Origin of the sequence: Salmonella sp. 2020_1395, from assembly GCF_043848115.1 — a bacterium.
GTDB classification, from domain to species: Bacteria; Pseudomonadota; Gammaproteobacteria; order Enterobacterales; family Enterobacteriaceae; genus Salmonella; species Salmonella enterica.
Window position 1 is genome coordinate 13,384 of record NZ_JBCMFH010000010.1, and the last position, 15,304, is coordinate 28,687.

Annotated in this window: 10 protein-coding genes and 1 pseudogene; 6 read left to right on the plus strand and 5 right to left on the minus strand. The window is 49.4% G+C overall.

All coding sequences use genetic code 11. The features are described 5' to 3' along the window. The first annotated feature begins 141 nt into the window (after positions 1-141). The 5 genes from dmsA to ACH0WD_RS16555 all read left to right on the plus strand — a co-directional run bounded on the left by dmsA (position 142) and on the right by ACH0WD_RS16555 (position 7,216). Positions 142-2,586: a dimethylsulfoxide reductase subunit A gene (gene dmsA, locus ACH0WD_RS16535; RefSeq protein ID WP_000850250.1), complete on the plus strand. Its 2,445-nt coding sequence runs from the start codon at positions 142-144 to the stop codon at positions 2,584-2,586. A gap of 10 nt (positions 2,587-2,596) precedes the next feature. Further along, positions 2,597-3,214, plus strand: coding sequence for a dimethylsulfoxide reductase iron-sulfur subunit DmsB (gene dmsB, locus ACH0WD_RS16540; protein ID WP_000213069.1), 618 nt, complete (start codon positions 2,597-2,599; stop codon positions 3,212-3,214). A 1-nt stretch (position 3,215) separates the two neighbouring features. Continuing rightward, complete coding sequence (locus ACH0WD_RS16545) at positions 3,216-4,079, plus strand: dimethyl sulfoxide reductase anchor subunit family protein (RefSeq protein WP_000534685.1); 864 nt, start codon at positions 3,216-3,218, stop codon at positions 4,077-4,079. Positions 4,080-4,428: 349 nt separating this feature from the next. Then, entirely contained in the window at positions 4,429-5,577 is a 1,149-nt protein-coding gene (locus ACH0WD_RS16550; protein WP_000109274.1) for an MFS transporter, read from the plus strand. Between the two features lie 217 nt (positions 5,578-5,794). Next, positions 5,795-7,216 (plus strand): APC family permease, encoded by a 1,422-nt coding sequence (locus ACH0WD_RS16555; protein WP_001134264.1) that lies wholly within the window; start codon positions 5,795-5,797, stop codon positions 7,214-7,216. A gap of 299 nt (positions 7,217-7,515) precedes the next feature. Here the strand turns inward: ACH0WD_RS16555 and pflA are convergent, their stop codons facing one another. Then, positions 7,516-8,313, minus strand: coding sequence for a pyruvate formate lyase 1-activating protein (gene pflA / locus ACH0WD_RS16560; protein ID WP_000067928.1), 798 nt, complete (start codon positions 8,311-8,313; stop codon positions 7,516-7,518). Between the two features lie 118 nt (positions 8,314-8,431). Further along, positions 8,432-8,762, minus strand: a pseudogene (locus ACH0WD_RS16565) (cytoplasmic protein); the annotation flags it as partial. Positions 8,763-8,898: 136 nt separating this feature from the next. On the opposite strand from ACH0WD_RS16565, the gene sopD2 reads away from it, so the two are divergent. Further along, positions 8,899-9,858, plus strand: coding sequence for a type III secretion system effector SopD2 (sopD2, locus tag ACH0WD_RS16570; protein ID WP_001145551.1), 960 nt, complete (start codon positions 8,899-8,901; stop codon positions 9,856-9,858). A gap of 72 nt (positions 9,859-9,930) precedes the next feature. Here the strand turns inward: sopD2 and pflB are convergent, their stop codons facing one another. From pflB to ycaO, 3 genes are all read right to left on the minus strand, one after another. Beyond that, the gene (gene pflB, locus ACH0WD_RS16575) at positions 9,931-12,213 is read right to left on the minus strand and encodes a formate C-acetyltransferase (protein ID WP_001292799.1); all 2,283 of its coding nucleotides are present in this window, start codon (positions 12,211-12,213) and stop codon (positions 9,931-9,933) included. 59 nt (positions 12,214-12,272) lie between these two features. Continuing rightward, entirely contained in the window at positions 12,273-13,130 is an 858-nt protein-coding gene (focA, locus tag ACH0WD_RS16580) for a formate transporter FocA (protein ID WP_000642539.1), read from the minus strand. A gap of 404 nt (positions 13,131-13,534) precedes the next feature. Next, the gene (gene ycaO / locus ACH0WD_RS16585) at positions 13,535-15,295 is read right to left on the minus strand and encodes a 30S ribosomal protein S12 methylthiotransferase accessory factor YcaO (RefSeq protein WP_001747674.1); all 1,761 of its coding nucleotides are present in this window, start codon (positions 15,293-15,295) and stop codon (positions 13,535-13,537) included. Between the last annotated feature and the right edge of the window lie 9 nt (positions 15,296-15,304).

Here is a 15,304-nt window from a genome sequence, read left to right on the forward strand (position 1 = left end):
TGATTTCGAATGAAGGTCAGTTTTTAACACTATTTTTCTACTTTTTCGATATATATCAGACTATATAGCGATGTTATCGCTATATAAAATTCTATACATCGTTTTATTGTTTTTTTATTGTGAGCAGCAGAGTGAGCCCTTATGAAAACTAAGATCCCTGATGCCGTGCTGGCAGCCGAGGTGAGCCGTCGTGGTTTAGTCAAAACCACCGCGATAGGCGGCCTGGCGATGGCCAGTAGCGCATTTACCCTGCCATTTACCCGCATCGCTAACGCCGCAGAGGCGATAAGCCCGGCGAAAACCGGCGAGAAAGTCGTCTGGAGCGCCTGTACGGTAAACTGTGGCAGCCGTTGTCCGCTACGTATGCATGTTGTGGATGGCGAAATCAAATATGTAGAAACGGATAATACCGGAAACGATGATTACGATGGCCTGCACCAGGTTCGCGCCTGCCTGCGCGGTCGTTCTATGCGTCGTCGCGTCTATAACCCGGATCGGCTCAAGTATCCGATGAAGCGCGTCGGCGCGCGCGGCGAAGGTAAATTTGAGCGTATTAGCTGGGACGAAGCCTACGATATCATTGCTACCAATATGCAGCGTCTTATCAAAGAGTATGGCAACGAGTCCATTTATCTGAACTATGGCACGGGTACGCTGGGCGGCACTTTGACACGTTCATGGCCGCCGGGAAAAACGCTGGTCGCTCGTCTGATGAACTGCTGTGGCGGTTATCTGAACCACTACGGTGATTACTCTTCCGCGCAAATCGCAGCGGGTCTGAACTACACCTATGGCGGCTGGGCGGATGGCAATAGTCCATCCGACATTGAAAACAGTAAGCTGGTGGTGTTGTTTGGTAATAACCCTGGCGAAACCCGCATGAGCGGGGGCGGTGTAACCTATTACCTTGAACAGGCGCGGCAGAAATCAAACGCGCGGATGATCATTATCGACCCTCGTTATACCGACACTGGCGCTGGTCGCGAAGATGAGTGGATTCCGATTCGTCCAGGTACCGATGCGGCGCTGGTCAATGGTCTGGCATATGTCTTAATCACCGAGAACATGGTCGATCAGCCGTTCCTGGATAAATATTGCGTCGGTTATGACGAAAAAACCTTGCCTGCCAGCGCGCCGAAAAACGGTCACTACAAAGCCTATATTCTGGGCCAGGGTAAAGACGGTATTGCGAAGACGCCGGAGTGGGCGGCGCAAATTACCGGTATTCCGGCGGATCGCATTATTAAGCTGGCGCGAGAAATCGGCAGCGCTAAACCCGCCTATATTTGCCAGGGGTGGGGGCCACAGCGTCATGCTAATGGAGAAATCGCCACGCGCGCCATCTCGATGCTGGCGATCCTGACGGGTAATGTTGGGATTAACGGCGGTAACAGCGGCGCGCGCGAAGGGTCTTATGCCCTGCCATTTGAACGTATGCCCACGTTAGAAAACCCGGTTGAAACCAGCATCTCCATGTTTATGTGGACCGATGCCATTGAACGCGGCCCGGAAATGACGGCGCTGCGTGATGGCGTGCGGGGTAAAGATAAGCTGGACGTGCCGATCAAAATGATCTGGAACTATGCTGGCAACTGTTTGATTAACCAGCACTCTGAGATTAACCGCACCCACGAAATCCTGCAGGATGACAAGAAATGCGAAATGATCGTCGTTATCGACTGTCATATGACCTCGTCGGCAAAATACGCCGATATTCTGTTGCCTGATTGCACTGCTTCTGAGCAGATGGACTTTGCGCTGGATGCCTCCTGCGGGAACATGTCTTACGTTATCTTCACTGACCAGGCGATTAAACCGCGCTTCGAGTGTAAGACGATTTATGAGATGACCAGCGAACTGGCGAAACGTCTTGGCGTGGAACAACAGTTTACCGAAGGACGGACGCAAGAAGAGTGGATGCGTCATCTGTACGAACAGTCGCGTAAATCCATTCCGAATCTGCCCACCTTTGAGGAGTTCCGTAAGCAAGGCATCTTCAAACAGCGTGACCCCGAAGGCCACCATGTCGCCTATAAAGACTTCCGCGAAGATCCGCAAGCGAATCCACTTACAACGCCATCGGGCAAGATTGAAATCTATTCACAGGCGTTGGCGGATATCGCCGCCACCTGGGAGCTGCCGGAAGGCGACGTGATCGATCCATTACCGATCTACACGCCAGGTTTTGAAAACTATAACGATCCGCTAACGGATAAATTCCCGCTGCAGTTGACGGGTTTCCACTATAAAGCGCGTGTGCATTCCACTTATGGCAACGTAGACGTACTGAAAGCCGCCTGTCGCCAGGAAATGTGGATTAACCCAATGGATGCGCAGAAACGCGGTATCAACAATGGCGATAAAGTCCGCATCTTCAACGATCGCGGCGAAGTACATATCGAGGCTAAAGTGACGCCGCGCATGATGCCGGGTGTGGTCGCCCTGGGAGAAGGCGCATGGTATGACCCGGATGCAAAACGCGTGGATCAGGGCGGATGTATTAACGTACTGACGACCCAACGTCCTTCTCCGCTGGCGAAGGGGAACCCGTCACATACGAACCTCGTTCAGGTTGAAAAGGCGTAAGGAGTAACCGATGACAACCCAGTATGGATTTTTTATTGATTCCAGCCGTTGCACCGGTTGCAAAACCTGCGAACTGGCCTGCAAGGACTACAAAGATTTGACCCCGGATGTCAGCTTCCGCCGCATTTATGAGTATGCGGGTGGCGACTGGCAGGAAGATAACGGCGTCTGGCACCAGAACGTCTTTGCCTACTATCTCTCCATCTCCTGTAACCACTGCGAAGACCCGGCCTGTACCAAAGTCTGTCCGAGCGGCGCGATGCACAAGCGCGATGACGGTTTTGTGGTGGTGAACGAAGAGGTCTGTATCGGCTGCCGCTACTGCCACATGGCCTGCCCGTACGGCGCGCCGCAGTACAACGCGGCCAAAGGTCATATGACCAAGTGCGACGGCTGTTATGACCGGGTGGCGGAAGGCAAGAAACCGATTTGCGTCGAATCCTGCCCGCTGCGGGCGCTGGATTTTGGCCCGATAGACGAACTGCGTAAAAAACACGGAGAGCTGGCTGCCGTCGCGCCGCTGCCGCGCGCGCATTTCACGAAGCCGAATATTGTGATTAAACCCAACGCCAACAGCCGCCCGACCGGGGACACCACCGGTTATCTGGCCAATCCGAAGGAGGTATAAGATGGGAAGTGGATGGCATGAATGGCCGTTGATGATCTTCACGGTCTTTGGTCAGTGCGTGGCCGGTGGTTTTATTGTTCTGGCTTTGGCGCTGATGAAGGGCGACCTGCGCGCGGAAACGCAGCAGCGGGTGATCGCCTGTATGTTTGGTCTGTGGGTGCTGATGGGGATTGGCTTTATCGCCTCGATGCTGCATCTGGGCTCGCCGATGCGCGCGTTTAACTCGCTTAACCGCGTGGGTGCTTCCGCACTGAGCAATGAAATTGCCAGCGGCTCGGTGTTTTTTGCGGTCGGCGGGATTGGCTGGCTGCTGGCGGTACTGAAAAAGCTGCCGCCGGTACTGCGCACACTCTGGCTGATTATCACGATGGTACTGGGCGTCGTCTTCGTCTGGATGATGGTACGCGTCTATAACAGCATCGATACAGTACCGACCTGGTATAGCATCTGGACGCCGCTGGGCTTCTTCCTGACGCTCTTTATGGGTGGCCCGCTACTGGGTTATCTGCTGCTGCGCATCGCGGGCGTGAACGGTTGGGCGATGCGTTTGTTGCCTGCGGTGTCGGTGCTGGCGCTGGTGGTTATCGCCATTATGGCGGCCATGCAGGGCGCGGAACTGGCGACGATTCACAGTTCCATTCAGCAGGCGTCTGCTCTGGTGCCGGATTATGGCTCGCTGATGGCCTGGCGTATGGTGCTGCTTGCGGCGGCGTTGTGCTGCTGGATTGTGCCACAGTTAAAAGGGTATCAACCTGCGGTACCGTTGCTCTCTGTCGCCTTCATTCTGATGCTGGCGGGGGAATTGATTGGCCGCGGCGTATTCTATGGGCTGCATATGACCGTGGGCATGGCGGTAGCCAGCTAACGCGTTGACGCGTATTCGGCCTGCAGAACGTGCAGGCCGAATACGCCTTTAGCCGCCATCAATTTAAGGGATATAACCGGGGCGGAGAAGGTGCATATAAATCCATAGAGAAGAAAACGAAGCTAAAGGAACCATGAAATTTTTCGACTGAACAAAACGCCGATTTTGCGGGTTAGATCAATAAAAACAAGGGGATGAATTTTTAGCCTTTTAATATATTCACGTGCAGAATAAGTAAATCAAATCGATAGTCTCAAAACTTGCGGATCGCCCATGCGGAGCCGATTGACAATGTTTTTGGCGATGGCATGATGCGCATGAAATTTGAACTTCCTCACGGTTTTTATTCATGTCCACCTATACCCGTCCCGTCATGCTTTTGCTGTGCGGGCTACTTTTGTTGACCCTGGCCATTGCGGTACTGAATACGCTTGTGCCGCTGTGGCTTGCTCAGGCAAACCTTCCGACCTGGCAGGTGGGGATGGTCAGCTCGTCTTATTTTACCGGCAATCTGGTCGGGACGTTATTTACCGGGTATTTAATTAAACGCATTGGGTTTAACCGTAGCTATTATCTTGCCTCGCTGATCTTCGCCGCGGGTTGTGTCGGGTTGGGCGTGATGGTGGGATTCTGGAGCTGGATGAGCTGGCGTTTTATTGCCGGTATCGGCTGCGCCATGATTTGGGTTGTTGTCGAAAGCGCGTTGATGTGCAGCGGAACCTCGCATAATCGCGGGCGCCTGCTTGCTGCCTATATGATGGTCTATTACATGGGGACCTTTCTTGGACAATTATTGGTCAGTAAAGTATCTGGTGAATTGCTGCACGTCCTTCCCTGGGTGACCGGAATGATTCTGGCGGGAATTCTGCCGCTACTCTTTACCCGAATTGTGAATCAGCAAACGCAGACACGTCATTCCTCTTCTATTAGCGCCATGCTGAAGCTACGCCAGGCGCGTCTTGGCGTGAATGGTTGTATTATTTCCGGCATTGTTCTTGGTTCATTATATGGCCTGATGCCGTTATATCTGAAGCATCAGGGGATGGCTAACGCCAGCATCGGTTTCTGGATGGCGGTGCTGGTGAGCGCCGGCATTTTGGGGCAATGGCCAATGGGACGTCTGGCGGACAAATTTGGTCGCTTGCTGGTATTACGCGTACAGGTATTCGTTGTCATACTCGGTAGTATTGCCATGTTAACCCAGGCGGCGATGGCGCCAGCTCTGTTTATTCTGGGGGCGGCGGGTTTTACGCTTTATCCCGTCGCAATGGCCTGGGCCTGTGAAAAAGTCGAACATCACCAGCTTGTGGCAATGAACCAGGCGCTGTTGTTAAGTTATACGGTAGGGAGCCTGTTGGGGCCGTCTTTTGCTGCGATGTTAATGCAGAATTATTCAGATAATCTGCTGTTTATTATGATCGCCAGCGTATCGTTTATTTATCTGCTGATGCTGTTACGTAACGCCGGCCAGACGCCTAATCCTGTCGCCCACATCTGACTGTTCTCTGAATCGTATGCAGGACGTGAGTCTTGCATACTATTTGTTTATGTTTTACGTAAAATAATTGACCTGCATAATTTTCTTGCTTTGCTGAAAAATAAAATGTGCCGAAGGTTATAATTTTGCGCTCCTCTATTTTCTCTCTTCGTCTTTACCGCGCATAATCCCCCGCTTCATTTATAGTAATAGCATTGTGTTCACGAAGGATCGCGTTATGCCGAATGTGCAGGAAAAACAGTTGCGATGGTACAACATCGCCCTGATGTCGTTTATTACCGTTTGGGGATTCGGCAATGTTGTCAATAACTATGCTAACCAGGGGTTAGTGGTTGTCTTCTCCTGGGTGTTTATTTTTGCGCTCTATTTCATTCCTTATGCCTTAATCGTGGGGCAACTGGGCTCAACCTTCAAAGAGGGAAAAGGGGGCGTCAGTACCTGGATTAAGCATACGATGGGGCCGGGGTTGGCTTACCTTGCGGCATGGACCTATTGGGTCGTGCATATTCCCTACCTGGCGCAAAAGCCGCAGGCGATACTCATTGCATTGGGATGGGCTTTAAAAGGCGACGGCTCGTTGATAAAAGAATATACCGTCGTTGCCTTGCAGGGGCTGACGCTGGCATTGTTTGTTTTCTTTATGTGGGTTGCTTCCAGGGGGATGAAATCGCTAAAGGTTGTTGGGTCTGTGGCCGGGATTGCCATGTTTATCATGTCAATTTTATATGTTGTGATGGCAGTGACCGCGCCAGCAATTACAAACGTTGAAATTGCGACCACTAACATCACCTGGCAGTCATTTATTCCTCATATCGATTTTACCTATATCACCACCATCTCTATGTTGGTCTTTGCGGTTGGTGGGGCAGAGAAGATCTCGCCTTATGTCAACCAGACGCGGAATCCAGGAAAAGAATTTCCGAAGGGGATGCTCTTTTTAGCCGTCATGGTTGCGGTCTGCGCTATCCTCGGTTCGTTGGCGATGGGAATGATGTTTGATTCGCGGCATATACCTGACGATTTAATGACCAATGGGCAATATTATGCATTCCAGAAATTGGGTGAGTATTACCATATGGGTAATTCATTAATGGTGATTTATGCCATTGCCAATACTCTGGGGCAAATCGCCGCGCTGGTGTTTTCTATTGATGCGCCACTGAAAGTCTTACTGGGTGATGCAGACAGTAAATATATCCCGCAGCGCTTATGTCGTACTAACGCTTCAGGTACACCAGTTAACGGTTACTTGCTGACATTAGTGTTGGTCGCTATCTTGATTATGTTGCCAACGCTTGGCATCGGCGATATGAACAACCTGTACAAATGGCTGCTTAATCTCAATTCAGTCGTTATGCCGCTGCGCTATCTGTGGGTATTTGTCGCCTTTATTGCCGTCATTCGACTGGCACAAAAGTACAAACCCGAATATGTGTTTATTCGCAACCGGGCGTTGGCGTTAACTGTGGGGATATGGTGTTTCGCCTTCACCGCGTTTGCCTGCCTTACCGGTATTTTCCCCAAAATGGAGGCGTTCACGCCGGAGTGGACATTCCAGCTGACGTTGAACATCGTGACGCCTTTTGTCCTGGTTGGGTTGGGATTAATTTTCCCACTGCTGGCGCGTAGAAACACATAACGACGCTCTTTTCCACGGCGCTCCTGTCAGGCGAGCGCCTTTTAAGGTTACAGGTGCCTGGGTTCCAGGCGGAGACCACGGTATTAACAGGCGCCGGGGCAGCAATAGTTGTCAGACCTTCAACCCAGCAGCAGATAAGCGACTCAATGTCTCTACATTTAATACCTGGTAAGTGCAATATTGTTAACCAGGCCTGTCTGACGGCGGGGTCGGGTATTTTAGCGGTAAGAGCGTTATCCAGACAGCAAAACGGCTACCGTCATGGGTAGCCGTTTAAAAGCGGGTAAGATAGCAGGCGATTAATACATCACTTTATGACCATACTGCTCAAGAATACCCTTTACACGCTCCATGGTCTCTTTTTTAGGCGGCTTCACGCCATCCAGTTTATATTCTTCGCCCATTGCCACCCATTTATGTTTGCCCAGCTCATGATAGGGCAGCAGTTCGATTTTTTCGACATTACCCATATCGCGGGTAAACTCGCCCAGGCGATGCGCGGAATCATCGTCGTCAGACCAGCCGGGAACGACAACGTAACGGATCCAGACCTTCACATTTTTCTTTGATAAATACTGCGCGAATTCCAGCGTCCGGTGATTAGAGACACCGACCAGATTCTGGTGGATCTCATCATTCATCTGCTTGAGATCGAGCATCACCAGATCGGTAACGTCCAGCAGTTCATCAATCACCGGGTCATAACGGCGCACAAAGCCGTTGGTGTCGAGACAGGTGTGGATACCTTCTTTTTTACAGGCGCGAAACCAGTCGCGTACAAATTCTGCCTGCAAAATGGCCTCGCCGCCGGATGCCGTCACGCCGCCACCAGAAGCATTCATAAAATGCCGATAGGTCACCACCTCTTTCATTAAGTCTTCAACGGTGATTTCTTTACCGCCATGCGTATCCCATGTGTCGCGGTTATGGCAATACAGGCAGCGCATCAGGCAGCCCTGGAAAAAGGTAATAAAGCGGATGCCTGGGCCATCAACGGTGCCACAGGATTCAAAGGAGTGAATGCGACCAATAACCGGCTTTTTATCAGCAGTTACTGCAACACTTTCATTTGTAATACAATCGGTTAAGTTACTCATATCGCTTCGGCTAGCTCTAAATAACATGGGGTTTATGGACACATTCCGGGCATGTTGAGCACCCTGGTAAGGGGGTTGCATCCTGTAAAAAAGCGGTACTGCGAGCGTAAATTTTGGACTACAGAATGTGTGGCTGTTCCAGAATGTGCTGCAATGGAGCTATTTTACCTCTATTCAGTATAAAATATACGGCAAATCTATGCTGCATAACTCGCACCGCCAGAAATTCTGGCTCATTCATCAGTCCGGTACCTCTGTTTAACGCCCGAACCGCAATACATACTGCAAGTGTATCATTCATAGCGCCCTGATTTTGCTGTTTATACTCCGCCTCTTTTTTCAAATGGTTGGCGCCGTTTTTGTGTGGTCAGAACGAAAATAATTCTCAACATAATTCAGATGCGTCCAAAGAACGTTATGCCTGTCCAGCGCCTGGCGTCGCATTCAACGTGTTATCAGGTGAAAATCTGATGCCATTTCTAAAGCCGGACTGATTCAATCTCTTAAATAGAGTGTGGCTTTAATCAAAAAATGAGAGCAACGGATTGGATTTTGCTTTCGCGGTAAATAATCAAGGGAGTTATTATGCCAGTTACGTTAAGTTTTGGTAATCGTCATCACTATGAAATTAATACTTCACGGCTAGCCCGTTTGATGAGTCCTGATAAAGAAGAAGCGCTATATATGGGGGTATGGGATAGATTTAAGGAATATTTCAGAACACACAAAAAAAGAGAGGTGCTGGAGGTATTATATACACTCATCCATGGATGTGAACGTGAAAATCAAGCTGAACTTAATGTTGATACAGTCGGCATGGAGAAGATATATGCCTTTGCACAATTAAAACAATATGCTAATCCATCTCAACAAGACCGCTTTGTTATGCGTTTTGATATGAATCAGACACAAGTTTTATTTGAGATTGATGGCAAGGTTATTGATAAATGTAATTTGCATCGTATCCTCAACATTTCAGAAAACTGTATTTTTAAAGTGATGGAAGAAGATGAAGAAGAGTTGTTTTTTAAAGTATGTATTAAGTATGGAGAAAAAATTGCTTGCTATCCAGAATTATTAGAAAACTTTGCTTTTGACCTTAGGCAGAAAGTTAATGAGGATGATGACATTAAGGATGAAGTTTATAAGCTTATGCGATCTGGAGAAGATCGAAAAAGGGCATGTGTTGAATGGAATGGTACGCTTACTGAGGATGAGATGGATAAACTACGCTGTCTTCAAATGGGGTCTTTTGGTATTCATACCCAATTTTGTAAAATAGGTTACTGGGAATTAGAGGAAGAAGTCCTGTTTGATATGGTTCATCCAACACTTATCTATCTGCTACATGGATATATACCGTCATTGTCATGTGATTTTAAAGAAGCTAACACCATGCTGTTTTCTGATGTATTAAATAAGGATTATGAGGAGTATCAAAATAATAAAAGAGAAATTGATTCTATTCTGAGAAGAATATATAGATCACATAATAACACTTTATTTATAAGTGAAGGTTCTTGTTGTCGCAATATGCTTTTATAAAAATTAAAAAGGCCCCACTGACATGGAGCCTTTTTTTGTACGCTTTTTATGGCGTAATTTCAGTCAAACCCATTACATGGTCTGCGTGAAGGTACGAGTAATAACGTCCTGCTGCTGTTCTTTCGTCAGGGAGTTAAAACGTACTGCGTAACCAGATACACGGATGGTCAGCTGCGGATATTTTTCCGGATGTTCCATCGCGTCCAGCAACATTTCACGGTTCATGACGTTGACGTTCAGGTGCTGACCGCCTTCGATGGACGCTTCGTGGTGGAAGTAACCATCCATCAGACCTGCCAGGTTAGTCTTACGAACTTCGTCGTCTTTACCCAGTGCGTTCGGAACGATAGAGAAGGTATAAGAAATACCATCTTTCGCGTAAGCAAACGGCAGTTTAGCAACGGAGGTCAGAGAAGCGACAGCGCCTTTCTGGTCACGACCGTGCATCGGGTTAGCACCTGGTCCGAACGGCGCGCCAGCACGACGACCATCCGGGGTATTACCGGTTTTCTTACCATACACAACGTTAGAAGTGATGGTCAGAACAGACTGCGTCGGGATAGCGCCACGGTAGGTGGTCAGTTTCTGAATTTTCTTCATGAAACGTTCTACCAGGTCAACCGCCATGTCATCTACACGAGCGTCGTTGTTACCAAACTGCGGGTATTCGCCTTCGATTTCGAAGTCGATAGCCAGACCATCTTCGTCACGAATCGGTTTAACTTTCGCATATTTGATGGCAGACAGGGAGTCAGCCGCAACGGACAGACCTGCGATACCACACGCCATGGTGCGGATAACGTCACGGTCGTGCAACGCCATCAGAGAGGCTTCGTAGCTGTACTTGTCGTGCATGTAGTGGATAACGTTCAGCGCGGTGACATACTGTTTAGCCAGCCAGTCCATGAAGTGATCCATGCGATCCATCACTTCGTCGAAGTTCAGAACATCGCCTTTGATCGGTTCGGATTTCGGACCAACCTGCATTTTCAGTTTTTCATCAACGCCGCCGTTGATTGCGTACAGCATGGTTTTCGCCAGGTTTGCACGCGCACCGAAGAACTGCATTTGTTTACCAACGATCATCGGGCTTACGCAGCATGCGATAGCGTAGTCATCGTTGTTGAAGTCCGGACGCATCAGGTCATCGTTCTCGTACTGCAGAGAAGAGGTGTCGATGGAGACTTTAGCGGCGAATTTCTTGAAGTTCAGCGGCAGTTTTTCAGACCACAGAACGGTGATGTTCGGCTCCGGAGACGGCCCCATGGTGTACAGGGTGTTCAGGAAGCGGAAGCTGTTTTTGGTGACCAAAGTACGGCCATCAACGCCCATACCACCGATAGATTCGGTTGCCCAAATCGGGTCGCCGGAGAACAGTTCATCATATTCCGGAGTACGCAGGAAGCGAACCATACGCAGTTTCATGACCAGGTGGTCAATCATTTCCTGTGCGTCTTGCTCGGTGATTTTGCCTGCTTTCAGGTCACGTTCGATGTACGCATCCAGGAAGGTGGATACACGACCGAAGGACATTGCTGCGCCGTTCTGAGATTTAACCGCAGCCAGGTAACCGAAGTAAGTCCACTGGATTGCTTCCTGAGCGTTAGTCGCCGGGCCAGAGATATCGCAGCCGTATTTAGCCGCCATTTCTTTGATCTGACCCAGAGCGCGGTGCTGTTCAGCGATTTCTTCACGCAGACGGATAGTCGCTTCCAGATTTACGCCGTTTTCCAGATCGGATTGCAGAGACGTAAACTGTGCGAATTTGTCTTTCATCAGGTAGTCGATACCGTACAGCGCTACGCGACGGTAGTCACCGATGATACGGCCACGGCCATACGCATCCGGCAGACCGGTCAGAACGCCGGATTTACGGCAACGCAGGATGTCCGGAGTATAAACGTCGAACACGCCCTGGTTGTGGGTCTTACGGTATTCGGTGAAGATTTTTTTGATCATTGGGTCCAGCTCGCGATTGTACGCTTTGCAGGAACCTTCAACCATTTTGATGCCGCCGAACGGGATAATCGCACGCTTCAGCGGAGCTTCAGTCTGCAGACCAACAATTTTCTCAAGCGCTTTGTTGATGTAGCCAGCGTCGTGAGAAGTGATGGTGGAAGCAACGGAGGTGTCAAAGTCAACAGGCGCGTGAGTGCGGTTTTCCTGTTTAACGCCTTCCATTACGCTGTCCCACAGCTTGGTGGTCGCGTCAGTAGCGCCAGCCAGGAAGGACTCGTCACCCTCATACGGAGTGTAGTTTTTCTGAATGAAGTCACGGACGTTTACTTCATTCTGCCAGTCACCTTTGGTAAAACCTTCCCAGGCTGTGGCTAACTTTTCATTAAGCTCGGACATGTAACACCTACCTTCTTAAGTGGATTTTTTATTTACTGCGTGTAATGGGCATCAACAGATTAATGATGCTCGTTACCACGCAGGTAAATGACCCAGTATGTCAACCCGACCAACAAACCGCCGCCGATAATATTACCGATCGTGACCGGAATCAGGTTATCAGTGATGAAGCTCATCACGGTCAGGTGAGAAAAACTTTCCGGAGACGAACCAACCGCGGTCCAAAACTCCGGTGTAGCGAAATCGCGTATTACAATACCCATAGGAATCATAAACATGTTTGCGATACTGTGCTCAAAACCGCTGGCGACAAACATGGCGACGGGCAGTACCATGATGAACGCTTTGTCCATCAGGCTACGACCTGAGTAGCTCATCCACACGGCCAGACAAACCATCAGGTTCGCCAGAATACCGAGGCAGACAGCTTCAATAAAAGTGTGGTGCATTTTGTGGTCGGCGGTTTGCAGGACGTTAAGTCCCCATTGACCGTTGGCAGTCATATACTCGCCGGAAAGCCACATCAGTAACACGAAAAGCAGAGCGCCAATCAGGTTACCAAAATAGACGTTTAACCAGTTTTTAGCCAGTTGCCCCCAGGTGATGCGACCGCTAGCTTTAGCTACAACGATCAGAACAGTAGAGGTGAAAAGATCAGCGCCGCAAATAACACAGAGAATCAGTCCCAAAGAGAAACAGATACCCCCGATAAGTTTCGCCATGCCATAAGGCATCGCGCCAGTACCGGTTGTCGCAGTAATATAAAAAACAAAGGCAATTGAAATGAATACGCCGGCGGTAATCGCCAGATAGAAAGTCTTAAGCGGATGTTTCGTTGCTTTATAGACGCCTGCTTCTTCAGCCACTTTGGCCATTGCTGCAGGGAGTAAAAGGTCAAAAGGGTTGTCAGCTTTCACACTAACTCTCTCTTTATTAAGTCGGCGACGAGATACTAACAAAGCATTATAGATGAGAATTTGATATAGATCATATCTCGCCTGGCTTATAGGCCCGTAAGTCGCATGGCTTTTATGCAATTACGGTGTAACTTTTTGATTATCCTAATAAAAATAAATTTTAAAAATTATAAATAGAGTTGAATTTTTTCCTGGCTCCTCCTGCTGCACGGTTAATTAATATGGAGTAATCAACAAATAAAGTAACATCACTATGTCAATTAATTTAATGTCAACAACCAATATTTAACCTTGTTATTACATTTTTCGCCGTTTAGTGAAAATAAATAAAACGGGGCCGCAAAGGCGCCCCGTAATATAACGCAGCCGAGAGGGTAAACCTACCCTAAGTCACTCATATGGCCTTATTTTGACCAGTATGCCGCTTTCGCGCGCTGTAATTTATCATACGCTTTTAACAAGGACTGATGCGCCGGAAACGCTTGTAGATCGTGGTCGACAGCCGGTAGTCCATAAAAAGCCGCTTCACCACTAAGCGCAGCGCTGGCGGCTTCTACAGCCTCCGCGCCATACATTTTTATAAAAGCATTGAGATATTGCAGCGGCTGACGCGCATCTTCTTGCGACAGGAGCAGCAGCGTTTGCAGGCAACGGTAATAGTTTGCGCGTGCCGGACTAAAGACCGACGAATTGAACTCCATCGTCCATTCTGTCCAGATTAGCGCCTGCTCCAAATCGCCGCCCGCTAACGCTAACATTGCTTTTAATTCGCCGACGCGCAGTGTATACCAACCATTGTCCGCTCCGGTCGCCAGACCCAACAGTTCACGCACGCGGGTGAAATCGTCAAAACCTTCTTCATCCAATTGTTCAATCAGATTGAGATAGTCTTCTTTATTCCAGGCGCTACCGGGCAGCGAAAGCAGGGTCTCACGAAGATGGCTACCCATATTGTTGTTGGCCAGCCACAGATCTTCGGCAGGATAAATATCAGACATTCCCGGTACGATAATACGACAGGCGTATACGCCGAGATGCTCGTAATCGGCAATGTAAACTTCTTTATCTTCAGCAGCAAAGATGGCCATCAGCGTGGCGAATTCTTCTTCGGTAGTGCCGGAAAAACTCCAGTCCGTGAACGGGTAATCGGCGTCCTGTTTGAACAGATCCCAGGAAATCAGGCCGCTGGAGTCGATGAAGTGGGTCTCCAGATTAGTGTGCTCCGCGACTTCTTCATCATCGAACGTTGGTGGCGTGAAGACATCAAGATCTTTCAGTCCGCGTCCCTGGAGTAGCTCGGTCACTGTACGTTCCAGCGCAACGCCAAAGTCAGGATGCGCGCCAAAAGAAGCAAAGCAGGTACCGTTAGCCGGGTTGAACAGCACGACGCAGATAACCGGATACTTACCGCCCAGTGAGCCGTCATAGGCGAAAATCGGGAAACCCTCGGCTTCCAGCGTGGCGATTGACTCCATTACCGCCGGATAACGCGCCATCACCTCTGCGGGAATCTCCGGCAGACTGATACTTTCCGCAATGATGCGATTTTTCACATAACGCTCGAAGACTTCCGACAGTCCCTGAACGCGGGCTTCATTACGCGTATTGCCGGCGGACATTCCGTTAGAGACGTACAGGTTGCCGATGATATTCATCGGAATATACACGGTCTGGTTATCGGACTGACGGGTAAATGGCAGGCCGCAGACGCCGCGAGCTTCATTGCCGGACTGAAGATCAATTAACTGGCTTCCGGTGAGTTCATTTTCCGGATCGTAAAACGCGCGCAGACGGGCATCAAGCAAGCCTTCCGGTACGTCGTCATTTTCAGTCAGCGGAAACCACTTTTCATTCGGATAATGCACGAATGGCCCGTTGGCGATCGTTTCGCCAAGCCAGAAATCAGCAAAAAAGTAGTTGGTTGACAGACGCTCGAAGTATTCGCCCAGCGCCGAGGCCAGCGCCGCTTTTTTGGTCGCGCCTTTTCCGTTGGTAAAGCATAACGCGCACTCTTTATCGCGAATATGCACTGACCAGACGTTTGGCACCGGGTTCAGCCAGGAGGCCTCTTCGATGTGAAAGCCGAGGTCGAGTAACTTTTGCTGGAAGCGGGCGATGGAGTCTTCCAGCGCGGCGTCTTTGCCGGGAATAAATGTTTGCGTCATGAAAATCAC